The organism is Escherichia sp. WS1152 (assembly GCF_046487665.1).
GTDB lineage: Bacteria > Pseudomonadota > Gammaproteobacteria > Enterobacterales > Enterobacteriaceae > Escherichia > Escherichia coli.
In genome coordinates this window covers 225429-244745 of the sequence record NZ_JBJQJA010000001.1, presented here as the reverse complement: position 1 = coordinate 244745, position 19317 = coordinate 225429, and the positions used below count along the sequence as shown (strand labels likewise).

Below are 19317 nucleotides of genomic sequence, written 5' to 3'. Positions count from 1 at the left end.
AAAAAAAACGCCGGCAATGTGCCGACGTTTTGATAAAGAAAGTTTTGGCTATTTATTGGACGTTATTCATTCAGGCTGCCTGGCTAATCCGCGCCAGCTGCTCGAAATAATCCGGAAATGTTTTGGCCGTACATTTGGGATCAAGAATCGTCACTGGTGTATCTGACAACGCCACCAGCGAGAAACACATCGCCATCCGGTGATCATTGTATGTCGCGATCTCGGCAAAATTCAGTTTTTCCGGTGGAGTGATACGAATGTAATCGTGCCCCTCTTCTACTTCCGCACCGACTTTACGCAGTTCTGTTGCCATCGCAAACAGGCGATCGGTTTCTTTAACACGCCAGTTATAGATATTGCGCAGCGTGGTGGTGCCTTTTGCAAATAACGCCGCCGTGGCAATGGTCATCGCCGCATCAGGAATATGGTTCATATCCATATCAATAGCGTTCAGTTCACCACGCGTGCAGGAAATATAATCATCGCCCCAGCAAATGGTCGCGCCCATTTTTTCCAGCACATCAGCAAAGCGAATATCACCCTGCATACTGTTACGTCCAATACCGGTCACTTTTACAGTGCCGCCTTTGATTGCTGCTGCTGCCAGAAAGTAAGAAGCCGAAGATGCATCGCCTTCGACCAAATAAGTACCCGGAGACTGATAAGACTGCCCGCCTTTTACGACAAATTGTTGATAGTGCTGATTTTCAATTTCAACACCAAACGTCTTCATCAGATTGAGTGTGATGTCGATATAAGGTTTAGAAACCAGATCGCCTTTAATACGAATCACCGTATCTTCCGGCGCAAGAGGCGCAGTCATTAACAGTGCGGTGAGGAATTGGCTGGAAACGGAGCCATCAACGTCAACGTTGCCGCCAGTAAAGCCGCCCTGTAAACGCAACGGCGGATAATTTTCTTGTTCCAGGTAAGTGATCTTCGCCCCGCCCAGGCGCAGCGCATCCACCAGATGACCAATCGGGCGCTCTTTCATACGCGGCTCACCGGTCAGCACAATATCATTGCTACCCAGACAAAGAGCTGCCGCCAGCGGACGCATTGCCGTTCCGGCGTTACCGAGGAACAACTCCAGGGCACCTTCTGCGTGTAATGGACCGCCGTTACCGATAATTTCGCAACGTGTACGATCGGCTGAAAGCGTATAGCTTACCCCTAACGCTGTTAATGCATTCAGCATATGGCGCACGTCATCGCTATCCAGCAGATTGGTTAATACTGTTTTGCCGTGTGCTAATGCCGCCAGCAATAAAGCGCGGTTAGAAACGCTCTTGGAACCGGGCAGATTAATAGTGCCATCGACACGAGCGATGGGTTGTAACGTCAGGGATTCCATGAACTCAACTCTCTACAACAGAAATAAAAACCCCACAGGCTGGCTGTGGGGATTAAGCAAAATTTCGGCATTAACCGTGACGGCGTTCGAACTCAACCATGAAGTCTGTCAGCGCTTTAACGCCTTCCAGCGGCATGGCGTTATAAATAGACGCGCGCATTCCGCCGACCACACGGTGACCTTTCAGTGCATGAAGGCCTGCAGCAAAAGACTCTTCAAGGAACAATTTGTCAAGCGCACTGTCCGCCAACTGGAACGGCACGTTCATCCGCGAACGGTTAGCTTTCGCCACGTCATTGCGGTAGAAATCGCTGTTATCAATTACCCCATATAGCAGTTCTGCTTTTTGCTGATTGATTTTATCCATTTCAGCTACACCGCCGTTCGCTTTCAGCCATTTAAAGACCAGACCAGACAGATACCAGGCAAATGTCGGCGGCGTGTTAAACATGGAGCCATTATCGTTGAGGATGGAATAATCCAGAATCGACGGACACGCGACATTCGCTTTGCCCAGCAAATCTTCACGGACGATGACGATTGTCAGGCCTGCCGGGCCGATATTTTTCTGCGCGCCAGCGTAAATCACGCCATAACGGCTGACGTCAATCGGACGGGAAAGAATGGTTGAAGAGAAGTCGGCGGCAACCACCACATCTTTGCCGAAGTCTGGCGTTTCGTCGATGGCGATACCGTCGATGGTTTCATTCGGGCAGTAATGCATATAAGCAGCATTATCAGAGAGTTGCCATTCACGCATTGGCTTAACCGCGCGCAGACCATCAACAGTCACTTTGGCGTCAAAGACATTAGGCGTGCAGTATTTTTTCGCTTCTTTAATGGCACTTGCCGCCCAGTAACCGGCATCAACATAATCTGCGGTGGTTTTATCACCGAGAATATTCAGCGGTACCGCAGCAAACTGACCGCGACCACCGCCATGGCAGAATAATACCTTGTAGTTGGAGGGGACATTAAGAAGATCGCGAAAATCCTTCTCGGCTTCCTCTGCAACCTGAATGAACTCTTTGCCACGGTGACTCACTTCCATCACCGACGTACCAAGACCGTTCCAGTCGCGCAGTTCCTGTTGAGCCTGTTTAAGCACCTCTGCCGGTAGCATTGCCGGACCAGAACTAAAATTGAAGATTTGAGCCATTTCCCCTCACCACGTTGCGTTGCTATTAACCCGCGGTCAATCGATTGCGACCACAGGTAATACATTATTCCTGTGGCTATCGGTTTTATCATTCAGTGACACACATCGCAATGAGTAAAACCGTTGAGGGCAAAAATGTGGCTTGCATCACACAAAAGAATCTCTCGGATTATTAGCAAAAAGCCGATGTTTTTACTGTCAGGTCACCCGTTTTGCCCGACTTGCCTTCGTCCATTCTGGATTTGCACAGCGCGGACATAATTGTTTTTCCCCCGCTTTCATATGAATGATTTCACTACAACGAATACAGGCATAGTCCGCCGACTCCGGCACCACTTTGTAACGCTGCGTACAATCACTGGGTAAAATAAGTAAACCCGGTTTCACCTTGTCATCTTCAAAGAAATAGACACTGATTTGCCCGTTGGTTTCGAGAATCGCCAGACGTACCTGCCCCAGCTGCTCCACGCCACGCAATCGTAGCTCCATAAAGAACTCAAATTCCGTCATGTTGGAGTTATTGAGTTTCGACCAGGCCAGCTCGCCATCTTCAATAATGACAACTGGCTTGCCTTCCAGAAGATCTTCCAATTTTTCACTGTGCGCCATCAACCACATTACCAGGCGGTATAACAACGCCAGAGTAATAAAGACGATAAGTACCGGGACCATCGGCACATCATCATAAAACGCCACATCTCCCGCCGCTGATCCCAGCGTCAGAATGATTAAAACTTCAAACAGCGACATCTGCCGCACACCGCGTCTTCCGGTCATTTTGAGGAACAAAAAGACCAGTACAAAGGTATAAAGACTACGTAGTGCAACTTCGCCAAGGAAATCAAAAGGCACTTTATCAAATGCCATACGGTGGAGATCGAACGCCTTCATTTTTATGCTCTTATCGTGGTTTATCCGCTAAAAGCATAGTCAACAGTTCATCGGCATGGCGGCGGTGATAGCGCCTTTGAGATAAAACCCGTATTATTGCGCGCTTTCCGTACGACTAAAGTGATTTTCATGACGCAAACATTTATCCCCGGCAAAGATGCCGCTCTGGAAGATTCCATCGCTCGCTTCCAGCAAAAACTTTCAGACCTCGGCTTTCAGATTGAAGAGGCCTCCTGGCTGAATCCCGTGCCTAACGTCTGGTCTGTACATATTCGCGACAAAGAGTGCGCACTGTGTTTTACCAACGGTAAAGGCGCAACCAAGAAAGCGGCGCTGGCTTCTGCACTCGGTGAATATTTCGAGCGTCTCTCAACCAACTACTTTTTTGCTGATTTCTGGCTGGGCGAAACCATCGCCAACGGTCCATTTGTGCATTATCCCAACGAAAAATGGTTCCCACTGACCGAAAATGACGATGTGCCAGAAGGGCTGCTCGATGACCGTCTGCGCGCATTTTACGATCCGGAGAATGAATTGACCGGCAGTATGCTGATTGACCTACAATCCGGTAACGAAGATCGTGGTATTTGCGGTCTGCCGTTTACGCGCCAGTCCGACAATCAGACCGTTTATATTCCGATGAATATCATTGGTAACCTGTACGTTTCTAACGGTATGTCTGCTGGCAATACCCGTAACGAAGCACGCGTTCAGGGGTTGTCCGAAGTTTTCGAACGCTACGTGAAAAACCGCATTATTGCTGAAAGCATCAGCTTGCCGGAAATCCCGGCAGACGTGCTGGCGCGTTACCCAGCGGTGGTTGAAGCGATCGAAACACTGGAAGCAGAAGGTTTCCCGATCTTCGCATATGATGGTTCCCTTGGCGGCCAGTATCCGGTGATTTGCGTGGTACTGTTTAATCCTGCTAACGGCACCTGCTTTGCCTCTTTCGGTGCGCATCCTGATTTTGGCGTAGCACTGGAACGTACCGTGACCGAGCTGCTGCAAGGTCGTGGCCTGAAAGATTTGGATGTGTTTACTCCGCCAACCTTCGATGATGAAGAAGTCGCTGAACATACCAACCTCGAAACGCACTTTATCGATTCCAGCGGTTTAATCTCCTGGGACCTGTTCAAGCAGGATGCCGATTATCCGTTTGTGGACTGGAATTTCTCCGGCACCACGGAAGAAGAGTTTGCTACGCTGATGGCTATCTTCAACAATGAAGATAAAGAAGTTTATATTGCCGATTACGAGCATCTGGGCGTTTATGCTTGCCGTATTATCGTGCCTGGCATGTCCGATATTTATCCGGCTGAAGATCTGTGGCTCGCGAATAACAGTATGGGCAGCCATTTACGTGAAACGATTCTTTCGCTACCAGGCAGCGAGTGGGAAAAAGAAGATTACCTGAACCTCATCGAGCAACTGGATGAAGAAGGTTTTGATGACTTTACCCGCGTGCGTGAGCTGTTGGGTCTGGCGACCGGGTCGGATAACGGTTGGTACACCCTGCGTATCGGTGAATTAAAAGCCATGCTGGCGCTGGCTGGTGGCGATCTGGAACAGGCTCTGGTCTGGACCGAATGGACGATGGAGTTTAACTCATCGGTATTCAGCCCGGAACGCGCCAACTATTATCGCTGCCTGCAAACGTTGTTATTACTGGCGCAGGAAGAAGATCGCCAGCCGCTGCAATATCTGAATGCGTTTGTTCGCATGTACGGCGCAGATGCCGTGGAAGCCGCCAGTGCGGCAATGAGCGGCGAAGCGGCGTTTTATGGCTTGCAACCAGTAGATAGCGATCTGCACGCGTTTGCTGCACATCAGTCGCTGTTGAAGGCCTACGAAAAGCTGCAGCGCGCCAAAGCAGCATTCTGGGCAAAATAAAATCAAATAGCCTACGCAATGTAGGCTTAATGATTCGTCTGAGTTATATTACGGGGCGTTTTTTTAATGCCCCGCTTTACATATATTTGCATTAATAAAATAATTGTAATTATAAGGTTAAATATCGGTAATTTGTATTTAATAAATACGATCGATATTGTTACTTTATTCGCCTGGTGCTCCCTTTTAATTAACTGTTTTAGCGGAGGATGCGGAAAAAATTCAACTCATTTGTTAATTTTTAAAATTTATTTTTATTTGGATAATCAAATATTTACTCCGTATTTGCATAAAAACCATGCGAGTTACGGGCCTATAAGCCAGGCGAGATATGATCTATATCAATTTCTCATCTATAATGCTTTGTTAGTATCTCGTCGCCGACTTAATAAAGAGAGAGTTAGTGTGAAAGCTGACAACCCTTTTGATCTTTTACTTCCTGCTGCAATGGCCAAAGTGGCCGAAGAGGCGGGTGTCTATAAAGCAACGAAACATCCGCTTAAGACTTTCTATCTGGCGATTACCGCCGGTGTTTTCATCTCAATCGCATTCGTCTTCTATATCACAGCAACCACTGGCACAGGCACAATGCCCTTCGGCATGGCAAAACTGGTTGGCGGCATTTGCTTCTCTCTGGGGCTGATTCTTTGTGTTGTCTGCGGAGCCGATCTCTTTACTTCCACAGTGTTGATTGTTGTTGCTAAGGCGAGTGGGCGCATCACCTGGGGTCAGTTGGCTAAAAACTGGCTAAATGTCTATTTTGGCAACCTGGTCGGCGCACTGCTGTTTGTACTTTTAATGTGGCTTTCCGGCGAGTATATGACCGCAAATGGTCAATGGGGACTAAACGTCCTACAAACCGCCGACCACAAAGTGCACCATACTTTTATTGAGGCCGTCTGCCTTGGTATCCTGGCAAACCTGATGGTATGTCTGGCAGTATGGATGAGTTATTCTGGCCGCAGCCTGATGGACAAAGCGTTTATCATGGTGCTGCCGGTCGCGATGTTTGTTGCCAGCGGTTTTGAGCACAGTATCGCAAACATGTTTATGATCCCGATGGGTATTGTAATCCGCGACTTCGCATCTCCGGAATTCTGGACCGCTGTCGGTTCTGCACCGGAAAATTTTTCTCACCTGACCGTGATGAACTTCATCACTGATAACCTGATTCCGGTTACGATCGGTAATATTATCGGCGGTGGTTTGTTGGTTGGGTTGACATACTGGGTCATTTACCTGCGTGAAAACGATCACCATTAATGGTTGTCGAAGTACGCAGTAAATAAAAAATCCACTTAAGAAGGTAGGTGTTACATGTCCGAGCTTAATGAAAAGTTAGCCACAGCCTGGGAAGGTTTTACCAAAGGTGACTGGCAGAATGAAGTAAACGTCCGTGACTTCATTCAGAAAAACTACACTCCGTACGAGGGTGACGAGTCCTTCCTGGCTGGCGCTACTGAAGCGACCACCACCCTGTGGGACAAAGTAATGGAAGGCGTTAAACTGGAAAACCGCACTCACGCGCCAGTTGACTTTGACACCGCTGTTGCTTCCACCATCACCTCTCACGACGCTGGCTACATCAACAAAGCGTTGGAAAAAGTTGTTGGTCTGCAGACTGAAGCTCCGCTGAAACGTGCTCTTATCCCGTTCGGTGGTATCAAAATGATCGAAGGTTCCTGCAAAGCGTACAACCGCGAACTGGACCCGATGATCAAAAAAATCTTCACTGAATACCGTAAAACTCACAACCAGGGCGTGTTCGACGTTTACACTCCGGACATCCTGCGTTGCCGTAAATCCGGTGTTCTGACCGGTCTGCCAGATGCTTATGGCCGTGGCCGTATCATCGGTGACTACCGTCGCGTTGCGCTGTACGGTATCGACTACCTGATGAAAGACAAATACGCTCAGTTCACCTCTCTGCAGGCTGATCTGGAAAACGGCGTAAACCTGGAACAGACTATCCGTCTGCGCGAAGAAATCGCTGAACAGCACCGCGCTCTGGGTCAGATGAAAGAAATGGCTGCGAAATACGGCTACGACATCTCTGGTCCGGCAACCAACGCTCAGGAAGCTATCCAGTGGACTTACTTCGGCTACCTGGCTGCTGTTAAGTCTCAGAACGGTGCTGCAATGTCCTTCGGTCGTACCTCCACCTTCCTGGATGTGTACATCGAACGTGACCTGAAAGCTGGCAAGATCACCGAACAAGAAGCGCAGGAAATGGTTGACCACCTGGTCATGAAACTGCGTATGGTTCGCTTCCTGCGTACTCCGGAATACGATGAACTGTTCTCTGGCGACCCGATCTGGGCAACCGAATCTATCGGTGGTATGGGCCTCGACGGTCGTACCCTGGTTACCAAAAACAGCTTCCGTTTCCTGAACACCCTGTACACCATGGGTCCGTCTCCGGAACCGAACATGACCATTCTGTGGTCTGAAAAACTGCCGCTGAACTTCAAGAAATTCGCCGCTAAAGTGTCCATCGACACCTCTTCTCTGCAGTATGAGAACGATGACCTGATGCGTCCGGACTTCAACAACGATGACTACGCTATCGCTTGCTGCGTAAGCCCGATGATCGTTGGTAAACAAATGCAGTTCTTCGGTGCGCGTGCAAACCTGGCGAAAACCATGCTGTACGCAATCAACGGCGGCGTTGACGAAAAACTGAAAATGCAGGTTGGTCCGAAGTCTGAACCGATCAAAGGCGATCTCCTGAACTACGATGAAGTGATGGAGCGCATGGATCACTTCATGGACTGGCTGGCTAAACAGTACATCACTGCACTGAACATCATTCACTACATGCACGACAAGTACAGCTACGAAGCCTCTCTGATGGCGCTGCACGACCGTGACGTTATCCGCACCATGGCGTGTGGTATCGCTGGTCTGTCCGTTGCTGCTGACTCCCTGTCTGCAATCAAATATGCGAAAGTTAAACCGATTCGTGACGAAGACGGTCTGGCTATCGACTTCGAAATCGAAGGCGAATACCCGCAGTTTGGTAACAACGATCCGCGTGTAGATGACCTGGCTGTTGACCTGGTAGAACGTTTCATGAAGAAAATTCAGAAACTGCACACCTACCGTGACGCTATCCCGACTCAGTCTGTTCTGACCATCACTTCTAACGTTGTGTATGGTAAGAAAACGGGTAACACCCCAGACGGTCGTCGTGCTGGCGCGCCGTTCGGACCGGGTGCTAACCCGATGCACGGTCGTGACCAGAAAGGTGCTGTAGCGTCTCTGACTTCCGTTGCTAAACTGCCGTTTGCTTACGCTAAAGATGGTATCTCCTACACCTTCTCTATCGTTCCGAACGCACTGGGTAAAGACGACGAAGTTCGTAAGACCAACCTGGCAGGTCTGATGGATGGTTACTTCCACCACGAAGCATCCATCGAAGGTGGTCAGCACCTGAACGTTAACGTGATGAACCGTGAAATGCTGCTTGACGCGATGGAAAACCCGGAAAAATATCCGCAGCTGACCATCCGTGTATCTGGCTACGCAGTACGTTTCAACTCGCTGACTAAAGAACAGCAGCAGGACGTTATTACTCGTACCTTCACTCAATCTATGTAATTAGATTTGACTGAAATCGTACAGTAAAAAGCGTACAATAAAGGCTCCACGAAAGTGGGGCCTTTTTTAGCACGAGAGCCTTTTTTGTCAGCTATCTATACTTTAAGGTGACTGCCAAAACAGACTCGACGTAGCCTTCGAGCTGCGCACCAACACGGCCTCAGATGGGCCACATCTGGAGAAACACCGCAATGTCAGTTATTGGTCGCATTCACTCCTTTGAATCCTGTGGAACCGTAGACGGCCCAGGTATTCGCTTTATCACCTTTTTCCAGGGCTGCCTGATGCGCTGCCTGTATTGTCATAACCGCGACACCTGGGACACGCATGGCGGTAAAGAAGTTACCGTTGAAGATTTGATGAAGGAAGTGGTGACCTATCGCCACTTTATGAACGCTTCCGGCGGCGGCGTTACCGCATCCGGCGGTGAAGCAATCCTGCAAGCTGAGTTTGTTCGTGACTGGTTCCGCGCCTGCAAAAAAGAAGGCATTCATACCTGTCTGGACACCAACGGTTTTGTTCGTCGTTACGATCCGGTGATTGATGAACTGCTGGAAGTAACCGACCTGGTAATGCTCGATCTCAAACAGATGAACGACGAGATCCACCAAAATCTGGTTGGAGTTTCCAACCACCGCACGCTGGAGTTCGCTAAATATCTGGCGAACAAAAATGTGAAGGTGTGGATCCGCTACGTTGTTGTCCCAGGCTGGTCTGACGATGACGATTCAGCGCATCGCCTCGGTGAATTTACCCGTGATATGGGTAACGTTGAGAAAATCGAACTTCTCCCCTACCACGAACTGGGCAAACACAAATGGGTGGCGATGGGTGAAGAATACAAACTCGATGGTGTTAAACCACCGAAGAAAGAAACCATGGAACGCGTGAAAGGCATTCTTGAGCAGTACGGTCATAAGGTAATGTTCTAATTTCCCCGTAAAGCGGCAACTTTATTGAGTTGCCGCTTTTTTATTCCGCGCTGCATAAATAATTCAGAGCTCTATTTCTCACGCCCTTACAGCACAGCTTCCAAATGTATTACCCAAACCGCCAGTATATGTCCTGCGGCTTGCGCGCATTTCTCGATTATGTAAAAACGGGTCAGATCTGCCAGAGTCAGCATCACCGACCACAATAATTATTTACTATTCGCTTTACGCGCCAGCAGCGGGAATATCAGTCCTAATCCTACCAGCACAAACGGCGTTGCAACATTCAGCGCCAACTGGAAGGTCCACTCTGCAGTGAAGGCTTCCATTTTCGGGAAGATCCCCGTCAAACAGGCAAAGGCGGTAAAGGCAAAACACCAAATCCCGACGGTCATTGCCAGAGGCTTGTTATGAATAAAGACATATTCTGGTTTATATTTCTGCGCCAGGCGAACGACTGCAATAAATGCAACAAATACCCATAAATAACGCAGCGGCATCACTACCGAGTTAAGATTCAACAGCCATTTATAGAGATTGTTCATATCACCGATGCCGAGAGTCGGCAGCATAATCAGGATCGCCACCAGCACCAGGGTCAGAAAATAGCCATTAACGGGCGTACCAGAAGCGTTGGTACGACATAAACTGGCTGGAATATATTTGCTGTCAGCATCACCTAATAGCACTTTAAGCGGGGCATCAATCGAGAATACCAGCGCAGCTACTTGTCCCAGGGTATTCGCAATGGCGTAAATCACCATTAAAGTATTACCCATGTTGTAATACTCGCCCAGCTTCTGAAAGGCGTAATATTGACCGTTAGTCATTAAGTCATCCGGGATATTACGCGAGTCAAACATCATCCCCATCGCCAGTGAGCCCAGAATGGCACAAACCGCAACCATCACCGCCAGGCATAACATCCCTTTTGGAAATTCTTTTCCTGGGTTGCGCGTTTGATTAACGTAAGGAGAAATCTTCTCTGCTCCGCCAACCGCGAAAACCAGCATTGAAATAGTGGTAATGTAGGTAAAGTCGATATGAGGAATGAACGTTTCCCAGGTAATGTTTGTGGTCGCAATATGCACTTCAGTAATCGCAGGCGCGGTTACCGCCATCGCCACATACAGGAGCGACATAACAAACATCGCAATCCCTGCCACAGAACCGACGATTTTCAGCGATTTCATACCGCGTGAAGCAACCCACATAAAGAAGATAAACAGCACCAGCGTTAACCCCTGTAACGCTACGACTGAATATTCTTTGATTAGCGAACCGTCGCCTTTCATCGCCCAACCGAGCGCAATCAGTATTGCCTGGGGTTTTTGTGCCAGATAGGGAATATGCACCACCCAGTAGGTCCACGCGGCGAGGTAAGCCAGTCCGGGTCCCATCGTGTGTTTAATCCAGGTACTGACCCCGCCTTTCCCATCTTTGAAGGTCGAGCCTAACTGACCAACAATTAGCGCATAAGGTGTGAAATAGAGCGCAAAGATAAACACCCATGAAAAAACAACCACCAGCCCCTGGTTGGCATAGTTATTAACAACGTTGCCAAAACCCCAGACAGTGATAAAAGACATCAGCGCAATGTTGTACCATCGCAGCTGTTTTTCCTGAACATTCCCAGCCATAGACAAATCCTTCGCCAAAATTAAAGGGGCATCTGTAAAACGAGGGATTATGCGCGGCAAATAAGAAGTGCGGAAATAGCGAAATGCAAAATTATAACCTGCTGCACATTTTATTTTTAAACGAATAAAATTTGGAAAAAAGCAAGTCAGATAGAAGAAACAAAAAAGCAGAGTGTGAAACAGTAAGTTCACACTCTGCTTGAATTCATTTACACGTGAGCAACGGGTTTCGGCGTATGACCGGCGTTGCGAAGCAGCATCAGCAAATAGATAAACGATACGCTGGCGATCATGATAAACAATAAATTATCGGAGAAATTCTGCATTAGCATAGCGGTAAATGACGGGCCAAGCAGACTTCCCACGGTATAGCTCAACAGTAAGGCCTGGTTCATCGCCACCAGTTGATGATGTTCAACTTTCTCGCAAGCCCAGGCCATCGCCACCGGATATAGCGTAAAGCCAGCGGCACCGAGGATGAATAACGCTGGGGCCATCGCCGCCTGGCTAAGCATCGCGATACTGCCGAGAATGACGACAAAGACCTGAACACGCAACACCAGCAGTCGACCAAACTTATCCGCCAGACGTCCAATCGGCCATTGTCCGAGGATACCCGCACTGACCAGTACCGCCATCCAGAAACCAATGCTGGCATTGCTCACCCCTTTGTGATTGAGGTACAACGGCATCAGGCCATATAGAGATCCCAGAACGATTCCTGAGATAATGCAGCCATTCACGCCAAGCCGCGCCTGACGGAGTTTTAGCATTGACGTAATTGACGTCGAATCATGGTTTTCAGCCTGCTGATTCAGGACACGCGTAAACAACAGCGGTAAGATCCCTGCCAACGTCAAACCTGTAACCCACGGCAATACGCTCATCAGCTCGGTTGAGACTTTGCTGACCAGTAACTGGCCTAAAAACGTTCCCACGTAATAAACCATCATATACGCAGCAAGCAAACGCCCACGGTTACGTGACGTCCCACTGCACATCAGCGCGCTCTCAACGACTACCCAAATCATGGCACAGCCGACGCCCGCGACAAAACGCCACGCCAACCAGCTCCAGAAACCAATCATCAGGCCAAGGCCCGCACAGCCAGCGGCAAAAATGAAGGAGGCCAGATAATAGCTGCGGTTAAAGCCAATGCGTTTAATGACATACCCTGTCAGCAATGTACCGACAAGGTTGCCGGTAAAATAGGATGAGCTGACAACGCCTACCTGCCATGTGGACATGTGTTCCTGGGCGAGCCAAAGCGGCACGAGTGTATTTAACACCGCGATCGCCAGAGTCAACAAAAGCAGGCCAGACAGCAAAAGCATGACAGGCCGGGTATACGTGGACATGAATTAAAACCGTGAGGAAGTTCAAATTTCATGCGCATCATGCCACCGCCAAAAACATTGTCAATGGGTGAAAATACGCGCATATCGCAACGGCGGTATTATCGATTTATATTACTCATTCATAACGCTAATACTGAAGAGATGATTAATCTCATCTGATTGTTTTTATTGATCTAACACAAATTTCATACGCTTCGTTCAGTCGAAAAATTTCATGGTCACAGCAAACTCATATTTCCCGTCTATGCTTTCAGAGCAATGCATCGCGTCTGACCGATTTCAGACGTACCACTGACTCTCGAAAGGAGAAGAGGATGACCAAACCGTATGTTCGTCTTGATAAAAATGATGCTGCCGTTTTGCTTGTTGATCACCAGGCTGGTTTACTTTCCCTTGTACGGGATATCGAACCCGATAAGTTTAAAAATAACGTGCTGGCGCTGGGTGACCTGGCTAAGTATTTCAACTTACCAACTATTCTTACCACTAGTTTTGAAACCGGTCCTAACGGCCCATTAGTTCCAGAACTGAAAGCACAATTCCCCGATGCACCTTACATTGCTCGCCCGGGCAATATTAACGCCTGGGATAACGAAGATTTTGTAAAAGCAGTCAAAGCGACAGGTAAAAAACAGTTAATTATTGCCGGTGTGGTAACCGAAGTTTGCGTGGCATTCCCGGCGCTTTCAGCCATTGAAGAAGGGTTTGATGTCTTCGTTGTGACTGACGCGTCAGGGACCTTTAATGAAATTACCCGGCATTCGGCATGGGATCGCATGTCGCAAGCAGGTGCGCAATTGATGACATGGTTCGGCGTGGCTTGCGAGCTGCACCGTGACTGGCGTAATGATATTGAAGGACTGGCGACGTTGTTCTCTAACCATATTCCTGATTATCGTAATTTGATGACCAGTTATGACACGTTAACGAAGCAGAAATAAAAGAGAACCGGGGCCGAAACCCCGGTTGTTACTGATTAGCTTGCGACGGCCATCCCCACGGTCATATGCAAACCATAGAATACGCCGCGACCGATTAATTCCCCTGCCAGAAGCAGAATGAATGAGACAGATAGTAGCGGAACCGCAGGCTGATAACCTTTTAGCTGTGGTGCAATCCACAAGCACAGGGCAACAGCCAAAAGCACGATCCGCCAGGACATCAGCGCACCATAGTCCGGCACCAGCGCTGCGGCCTGCTGCACAGAACTATGAATAGTCGCCAGCTCTGCGCCCTGCATCACTGACATCACGCCACTCACTACCAGTGCAAGTACAGAAATGGCTGGCAGCAGACGCATCGCCCAGCCATCGACGCCAGCCAGACTCAGCAACAGGTAACCCAGTAACGGGCCGCCCATAAACATTGTCAGGAAGAAGCCCATCGGCGTCCAGATGCTGTACCAGGTCGGAACGGTATCAATGCTGTTATAGACACGCACCATCATCCAGACAAAGACTACGCCAAGAACCATCGTCACTACCAGCCACAGCGTACGCAATGCCGGTGACAGCTTTTTCAGCATTGCCAGCAACCAGCCGATGCCGCCTACGGCAAAAAAGATGGAACCGCTGGCGATTTCGTTACTGAGTGCTGAAGCCCCTACCCGGTTGAGCGAGTTAAAGGCGCGCATCGGTGAACCAAGATGGAGCATAGAGGCGATAAAGCCAATGCCCATCAGCACCCATAAGCCAAACATGCAGGCGATAACACGCTGCTGGGCTTCTGCTCGCAGGTCGCCTTTGAGCAGCGCCAAAGCCAGAACGATAAAACCACCCGCTACACATTGCCCGAAGACCGTGAAGATCATCAGCGGCCATTCATGCCATCCACTTCCCATCTCACACCTCCTTCGGGTTTGCCAGATAGCCAGTGGTATCCCCGGTCGGGCGGCTATTGGCATTGGGTTTGATCACAATATTCGGTTTGGTAAAGTGAGCTCGCGGCAACGGCGCAACGGCCGCCAGATCGCCATGTTTTTTACGCAGCTCGTCGATAGGGCCGAAATCCAGCGCCCGCAGCGGACAAGATTCAACACAGATCGGCTTTTTACCCTCCGCAACACGGTCATAACAACCATCGCATTTGGTCATATGGCCTTTCGTTTCGTTATATTGCGGTGCGCCATACGGGCAAGCCATATGGCAGTAGCGGCAGCCAATGCACACATCTTCATCGACCACAACAAAACCATCTTCACGTTTATGCATCGCACCGCTCGGGCAGACTTTAGTACAAGCCGGATCTTCGCAGTGGTTGCACGAAATCGACAGATAGTAGGCAAACACGTTCTGGTGCCAGACACCGTTATCTTCCTGCCAGTCGCCACCAGCATATTCATAAATGCGGCGGAAGCTGACTTCTGGTGTCAAATCTTTGTAGTCTTTACAAGCCAGCTCGCAGGTTTTGCAACCGGTGCAACGGCTGGAATCAATAAAAAATCCATACTGGGTTGTCATCGGTTACTCCTTACACCTTTTCAACCTGAACAAGGTTTGTATGTGACGGATTCCCCTTAGCGAGAGGAGACGGACGTTGAGTGGTCAGTACGTTAATACAACCACCCTTATCGACACGTTTTGCATCCGGGTCATACCAGGCACCTTCACCCAGTGCGACCACACCCGGCATCATTCGTGGCGTCACTTTCGCCTCAATATGAACCTCACCACGATCGTTAAAGATCCTGACTTTATCGCCGTTGTGGATACCGCGTTTTTGGGCATCAAGCGGGTTGATCCACATTTCCTGACGGCAAGCCGCTTTCAGCACATCAACGTTGCCGTAAGTTGAGTGAACGCGAGATTTATAGTGGAAACCTGTAAGCTGCAGCGGATACTGTTTGTTCAGCGGATCCTGATAACTTTCAAAGCCCGGCGTGTAGATCGGCAGTGGATCGATCACATCGCCTTCTGGCAATTCCCAGGTAGCGGCAATGTCAGCCAGCGCCTGCGAATAAATCTCAATTTTACCCGATGGCGTGGTCAGTGGATTTGCCTGCGGATCTTCACGGAAGGCTTTATAAGCAACGTGATGCCCTTGTGGGTCGCGCTTTTTAAAGATCCCCTGCTTGCGGAACTCTTCAAACGTTGGCAGTTCAGGAATCGCTTCCCGCGACTGGGCATACAGATGCCGCATCCACTCTTCCTGGGTACGGCCTTCAGTAAACTGTTGCTCAACGCCAAGACGTTTTGCCAGTTCGCTGGTCATTTCATAGATGGTCTTACATTCAAAGCGCGGTTTAATCACCTGATCGTTGAAAATCACGTAAGACATATTCCCGCAGGATGCATCCAGTGCAAAGTCCATCTGTTCGGAAGCGGTACAGTCAGGCAGCAGGATGTCAGCATATTTCGCCGATGAAGTCATGTGGCAGTCGATAACCACAATCAGCTCGCACTTCTTATCATCCTGAAGGATTTCATGGGTACGGTTGATTTCAGAATGCTGGTTAATCAGGCAGTTACCGGCATAGTTCCAGATCATTTTGATCGGCACATCCAGCTTATCTTTCCCGCGCACACCATCACGCAGCGCCGTCATTTCCGGGCCACGTTCAATGGCATCGGTCCACATAAACATCGAAATGCTGGTCTGGATCGGGTTTTCCAAGGTCGGCATACGGACAAACGGTAAGCTGTATGAACCTTCACGCGCGCCGCTGTTCCCTCCATTAATACCAACGTTACCGGTCAGAATCGCCAGCATCGAGATAGCACGGGTTGCGATTTCACCGTTAGCGTGACGCTGCGGGCCCCATCCCTGGCTGATAAACGCCGGTTTGGTACTGCCGATTTCACGAGCCAGTTTGATGATTTTGTCTGCCGGAACACCGGTGATTTGCGAGGCCCATTCCGGTGTTTTAGCCACGCCATCTGGCCCTTCACCCAGAATATAAGCTTTATAGTGGCCATTTTTCGGCGCACTGGCTGGCAGGGTTTTCTCGTCATAGCCAACGCAATATTTATCGAGGAATGCCTGATCCACCAGGTTTTCGGTGATCATGACGTACGCCAGACCGTTAACCAGTGCGGCATCTGTTCCTGGACGAATAGGGATCCACTCATCTTCGCGCCCGGCACCGGTGTCGGTATAGCGCGGATCGATGATGATCATGCGGGCATTAGATTTCTGGCGTGCCTGTTCAAGATAGTAAGTCACCCCACCGCCACTCATTCGCGTTTCGCCAGGGTTATTACCAAACAGCACTACCAGCTTACTGTTTTCGATATCCGACGGGCTGTTGCCATCTGCCCAGCCGCCGTAGGTATAGTTCAGACCTTCCGCAATTTGCGCGGAGGAGTAGTCGCCGTAATGGTTCAGATAGCCGCCGCAGCAGTTCATCAGCCGCGCGACCAGGGTATTTCCCGGCGGCCAGGAGCGGGTCATGGTGCCACCCAGCGTACCGGTGCCATAGTTAAGATAGATGGATTCGTTGCCGTACTCTTTGATCAGGCGCTGCATATTGGTCGCGATGATGTCGTAGGCTTCTTCCCAGCTAATGCGCTCGAATTTGCCTTCACCGCGCGCCCCGACTCGTTTCATCGGATATTTCAGGCGGTCCGGATTATAGACACGGCGACGCATGGAACGCCCACGCAAACAGGCGCGAACCTGGTGCAGGCCGTCGTAATTGTCATCGCCGGTATTGTCCGTTTCGACATATTTGATTTCACCGTCCACGACGTGCATACGTAGCGGGCAGCGACTACCACAGTTAACTGTACAGGCGCTCCAGATAACCTTTTCGTCTGATTTTGTTGGAATGGCGCTATCGACAGCGTGCGCAATCCGACTAAAAGGTAATGTTAATGCGCTGCTGGCCATTGCCAGGCCGCCGATCGCTGTCGTTTTTACCAAACCACGGCGACTCACCTCAGCAGCCAATACCGCATCAGGGATTTTCGTTTTCATAATGGCTCACTCAAGCTTGCTCACGATTGATTCCAGTAACAAACCGTATTGTGTAATTATTTCTATAGCAGATCGCTATATAGGCTTGTATACATCGAATAATTTGAAAATCAAAGAGATAGGTAGATTTTCACTCGAAAGTAGTATTACGTGTAAGTGAGGAGTAATTATTGTTCGGTATCAAAGGGAGACAAAAAAAGCGCCCGCAGGCGCTTTTTAGATTCAGAAAAATTAGGTATTAGCCAATATATTCCAGTCCGTTCATATACGGACGCAGAACTTCTGGTACTTCAATACGACCATCAGCCTGCTGATAGTTTTCCATAACCGCAACCAGCGTACGACCAACAGCCAGACCAGAACCGTTCAGGGTATGAACCAGACGGGTTTTCTTGTCCGATTTGCTGCGACAACGTGCCTGCATACGACGTGCCTGGAAATCCCAAACGTTGGAGCAGGAAGAGATCTCGCGGTAGGTGTTCTGTGCCGGGATCCATACTTCCAGGTCGTAAGTTTTGCAAGCGCCAAAGCCCATGTCGCCAGTGCAAAGGATGATTTTACGGTACGGCAGGCCCAGCAACTGCAGGACTTTTTCTGCATGACCAGTCATCTCTTCCAGCGCCGCCATTGAGTCTTCCGGGCGCACGATCTGCACCATTTCAACTTTGTCGAACTGGTGCATACGGATCAGACCACGGGTGTCACGACCATATGAACCGGCTTCAGAACGGAAGCATGGGGTGTGGGCGGTCATCTTAATTGGCAGATCATCTTCATCGATGATTTCACCGCGCACCAGGTTAGTCAGCGGAACTTCTGCCGTTGGGATCAGCGCATAGTTACTGGTGTCTGCTTCTTCTTCCAGCGGACGAGTATGGAACAGATCGCCAGCAAATTTCGGCAGCTGACCCGTACCGTACAGCGTGTCCTGGTTAACCAGGTACGGAACATAGTTCTCACTGTAGCCATGCTGTTCGGTATGCAGATCCAGCATAAACTGCGACAGTGCGCGGTGCATGCGAGCAATCTGCCCTTTCATTACCACAAAGCGGGAACCAGTCAGCTTAACTGCAGCTGCAAAGTCGAGGCCAGAGTGCATTTCACCCAGCGTCACGTGGTCACGAACTTCAAAGTCAAACTCACGCGGGGTACCCCAGCGGCTGACTTCAACGTTGTCATTTTCGTCTTTACCTACCGGCACTTCATCTGCAGGCAGGTTAGGGATGGTCAGCGCGATATCGCGAATTTCAGCCTGTAAAGCATCCAGCTCGGCTTTTGCTGCATCCAGCTCTTCGCCCAGTTTGTTCACTTCCAGACGTAAAGGCTCGATATCTTCCCCGCGCGCTTTCGCCTGGCCAATGGATTTCGATCGGGAGTTACGCTCCGCTTGCAGGTTTTCCGTTTTGACCTGCAATACTTTACGACGCTCTTCAAGAGCGCCCAGCTTATCTACATCCAGCTTAAAGCCCCGGCGTGCCAGTTTTTCAGCGACTGCGTCTGGCTCATTACGCAGCAGATTGGGATCGAGCATGCTTATCCTGTGCTTATCGAATTAAATGGGAGATGTGGCCACAGCCTG

The 19317-nt window shown here is 49.6% G+C and carries 14 protein-coding genes and 1 pseudogene; 6 read left to right on the top strand and 9 right to left on the bottom strand.

What is annotated here, in order from left to right; translation table 11 throughout:
• Window positions 1–70 precede the first annotated feature (70 nt).
• The 3 genes from aroA to ACJHW7_RS01125 form a co-directional block, all read right to left on the bottom strand.
• On the bottom strand, window positions 71–1354 hold the full coding sequence (gene aroA, locus ACJHW7_RS01135; RefSeq protein WP_000445231.1) for a 3-phosphoshikimate 1-carboxyvinyltransferase: 1284 nt from the start codon (window positions 1352–1354) through the stop codon (window positions 71–73).
• A gap of 70 nt (window positions 1355–1424) precedes the next feature.
• Window positions 1425–2513 (bottom strand): 3-phosphoserine/phosphohydroxythreonine transaminase, encoded by a 1089-nt coding sequence (gene serC, locus ACJHW7_RS01130; RefSeq protein ID WP_000057154.1) that lies wholly within the window; start codon window positions 2511–2513, stop codon window positions 1425–1427.
• A gap of 198 nt (window positions 2514–2711) precedes the next feature.
• On the bottom strand, window positions 2712–3404 hold the full coding sequence (locus ACJHW7_RS01125; RefSeq protein WP_000642849.1) for a DUF421 domain-containing protein: 693 nt from the start codon (window positions 3402–3404) through the stop codon (window positions 2712–2714).
• Window positions 3405–3533: 129 nt separating this feature from the next.
• On the opposite strand from ACJHW7_RS01125, the gene ycaO reads away from it, so the two are divergent.
• The 5 genes and pseudogenes from ycaO to ACJHW7_RS01100 all read left to right on the top strand — a co-directional run.
• A complete protein-coding gene (gene ycaO, locus ACJHW7_RS01120; RefSeq protein WP_001307695.1) occupies window positions 3534–5294 on the top strand; it encodes a 30S ribosomal protein S12 methylthiotransferase accessory factor YcaO in 1761 nt (586 codons plus the stop codon).
• 405 nt (window positions 5295–5699) lie between these two features.
• Window positions 5700–6557: a formate transporter FocA gene (gene focA / locus ACJHW7_RS01115; protein ID WP_000642546.1), complete on the top strand. Its 858-nt coding sequence runs from the start codon at window positions 5700–5702 to the stop codon at window positions 6555–6557.
• A 54-nt stretch (window positions 6558–6611) separates the two neighbouring features.
• Window positions 6612–8894, top strand: a complete 2283-nt coding sequence (gene pflB, locus ACJHW7_RS01110) for a formate C-acetyltransferase (protein WP_001292812.1) — start codon at window positions 6612–6614, stop codon at window positions 8892–8894.
• Between the two features lie 191 nt (window positions 8895–9085).
• Window positions 9086–9826, top strand: coding sequence for a pyruvate formate lyase 1-activating protein (pflA, locus tag ACJHW7_RS01105; protein ID WP_000111043.1), 741 nt, complete (start codon window positions 9086–9088; stop codon window positions 9824–9826).
• 98 nt (window positions 9827–9924) lie between these two features.
• Window positions 9925–10035: pseudogene (locus ACJHW7_RS01100) on the top strand (LysR family transcriptional regulator); the annotation flags it as partial.
• Here the strand turns inward: ACJHW7_RS01100 and ACJHW7_RS01095 are convergent.
• Window positions 10036–11466: an APC family permease gene (locus ACJHW7_RS01095; protein WP_021556649.1), complete on the bottom strand. Its 1431-nt coding sequence runs from the start codon at window positions 11464–11466 to the stop codon at window positions 10036–10038.
• Window positions 11467–11675: 209 nt separating this feature from the next.
• Complete coding sequence (locus tag ACJHW7_RS01090) at window positions 11676–12824, bottom strand: MFS transporter (protein ID WP_000109295.1); 1149 nt, start codon at window positions 12822–12824, stop codon at window positions 11676–11678.
• Window positions 12825–13138: 314 nt separating this feature from the next.
• Between ACJHW7_RS01090 and ycaC the strand changes: the two genes are divergently transcribed.
• Window positions 13139–13765, top strand: coding sequence for an isochorismate family cysteine hydrolase YcaC (gene ycaC, locus ACJHW7_RS01085; protein WP_000165876.1), 627 nt, complete (start codon window positions 13139–13141; stop codon window positions 13763–13765).
• A gap of 35 nt (window positions 13766–13800) precedes the next feature.
• Here ycaC and dmsC read toward each other — a convergent pair whose 3' ends face one another.
• The 4 genes from dmsC to serS form a co-directional block, all read right to left on the bottom strand.
• Window positions 13801–14664, bottom strand: coding sequence for a dimethyl sulfoxide reductase anchor subunit DmsC (gene dmsC / locus ACJHW7_RS01080; RefSeq protein ID WP_000534647.1), 864 nt, complete (start codon window positions 14662–14664; stop codon window positions 13801–13803).
• A gap of 1 nt (window position 14665) precedes the next feature.
• Complete coding sequence (dmsB, locus tag ACJHW7_RS01075) at window positions 14666–15283, bottom strand: dimethylsulfoxide reductase iron-sulfur subunit DmsB (RefSeq protein ID WP_000213098.1); 618 nt, start codon at window positions 15281–15283, stop codon at window positions 14666–14668.
• 10 nt (window positions 15284–15293) lie between these two features.
• A complete protein-coding gene (dmsA, locus tag ACJHW7_RS01070; protein ID WP_000850303.1) occupies window positions 15294–17738 on the bottom strand; it encodes a dimethylsulfoxide reductase subunit A in 2445 nt (814 codons plus the stop codon).
• Window positions 17739–17976: 238 nt separating this feature from the next.
• The gene (gene serS / locus ACJHW7_RS01065; RefSeq protein ID WP_000886683.1) at window positions 17977–19269 is read right to left on the bottom strand and encodes a serine--tRNA ligase; all 1293 of its coding nucleotides are present in this window, start codon (window positions 19267–19269) and stop codon (window positions 17977–17979) included.
• Window positions 19270–19317 lie beyond the last annotated feature (48 nt).

Excerpts from the sequence above, each read along its gene's own strand:
- aroA (WP_000445231.1), bottom strand. The coding sequence starts at position 1,354 with ATGGAATCCCTGACGTTACAACCCATCGCTCGTGTCGATGGCACTATT.
- serC (WP_000057154.1), bottom strand. The coding sequence starts at position 2,513 with ATGGCTCAAATCTTCAATTTTAGTTCTGGTCCGGCAATGCTACCGGCA.
- ACJHW7_RS01125 (WP_000642849.1), bottom strand. The coding sequence starts at position 3,404 with ATGAAGGCGTTCGATCTCCACCGTATGGCATTTGATAAAGTGCCTTTT.
- ycaO (WP_001307695.1), top strand. The coding sequence starts at position 3,534 with ATGACGCAAACATTTATCCCCGGCAAAGATGCCGCTCTGGAAGATTCC.
- pflB (WP_001292812.1), top strand. The coding sequence starts at position 6,612 with ATGTCCGAGCTTAATGAAAAGTTAGCCACAGCCTGGGAAGGTTTTACC.
- pflA (WP_000111043.1), top strand. The coding sequence starts at position 9,086 with ATGTCAGTTATTGGTCGCATTCACTCCTTTGAATCCTGTGGAACCGTA.
- ACJHW7_RS01095 (WP_021556649.1), bottom strand. The coding sequence starts at position 11,466 with ATGGCTGGGAATGTTCAGGAAAAACAGCTGCGATGGTACAACATTGCG.
- ACJHW7_RS01090 (WP_000109295.1), bottom strand. The coding sequence starts at position 12,824 with ATGTCCACGTATACCCGGCCTGTCATGCTTTTGCTGTCTGGCCTGCTT.
- ycaC (WP_000165876.1), top strand. The coding sequence starts at position 13,139 with ATGACCAAACCGTATGTTCGTCTTGATAAAAATGATGCTGCCGTTTTG.
- dmsC (WP_000534647.1), bottom strand. The coding sequence starts at position 14,664 with ATGGGAAGTGGATGGCATGAATGGCCGCTGATGATCTTCACGGTCTTC.
- dmsB (WP_000213098.1), bottom strand. The coding sequence starts at position 15,283 with ATGACAACCCAGTATGGATTTTTTATTGATTCCAGCCGTTGCACCGGT.
- dmsA (WP_000850303.1), bottom strand. The coding sequence starts at position 17,738 with ATGAAAACGAAAATCCCTGATGCGGTATTGGCTGCTGAGGTGAGTCGC.
- serS (WP_000886683.1), bottom strand. The coding sequence starts at position 19,269 with ATGCTCGATCCCAATCTGCTGCGTAATGAGCCAGACGCAGTCGCTGAA.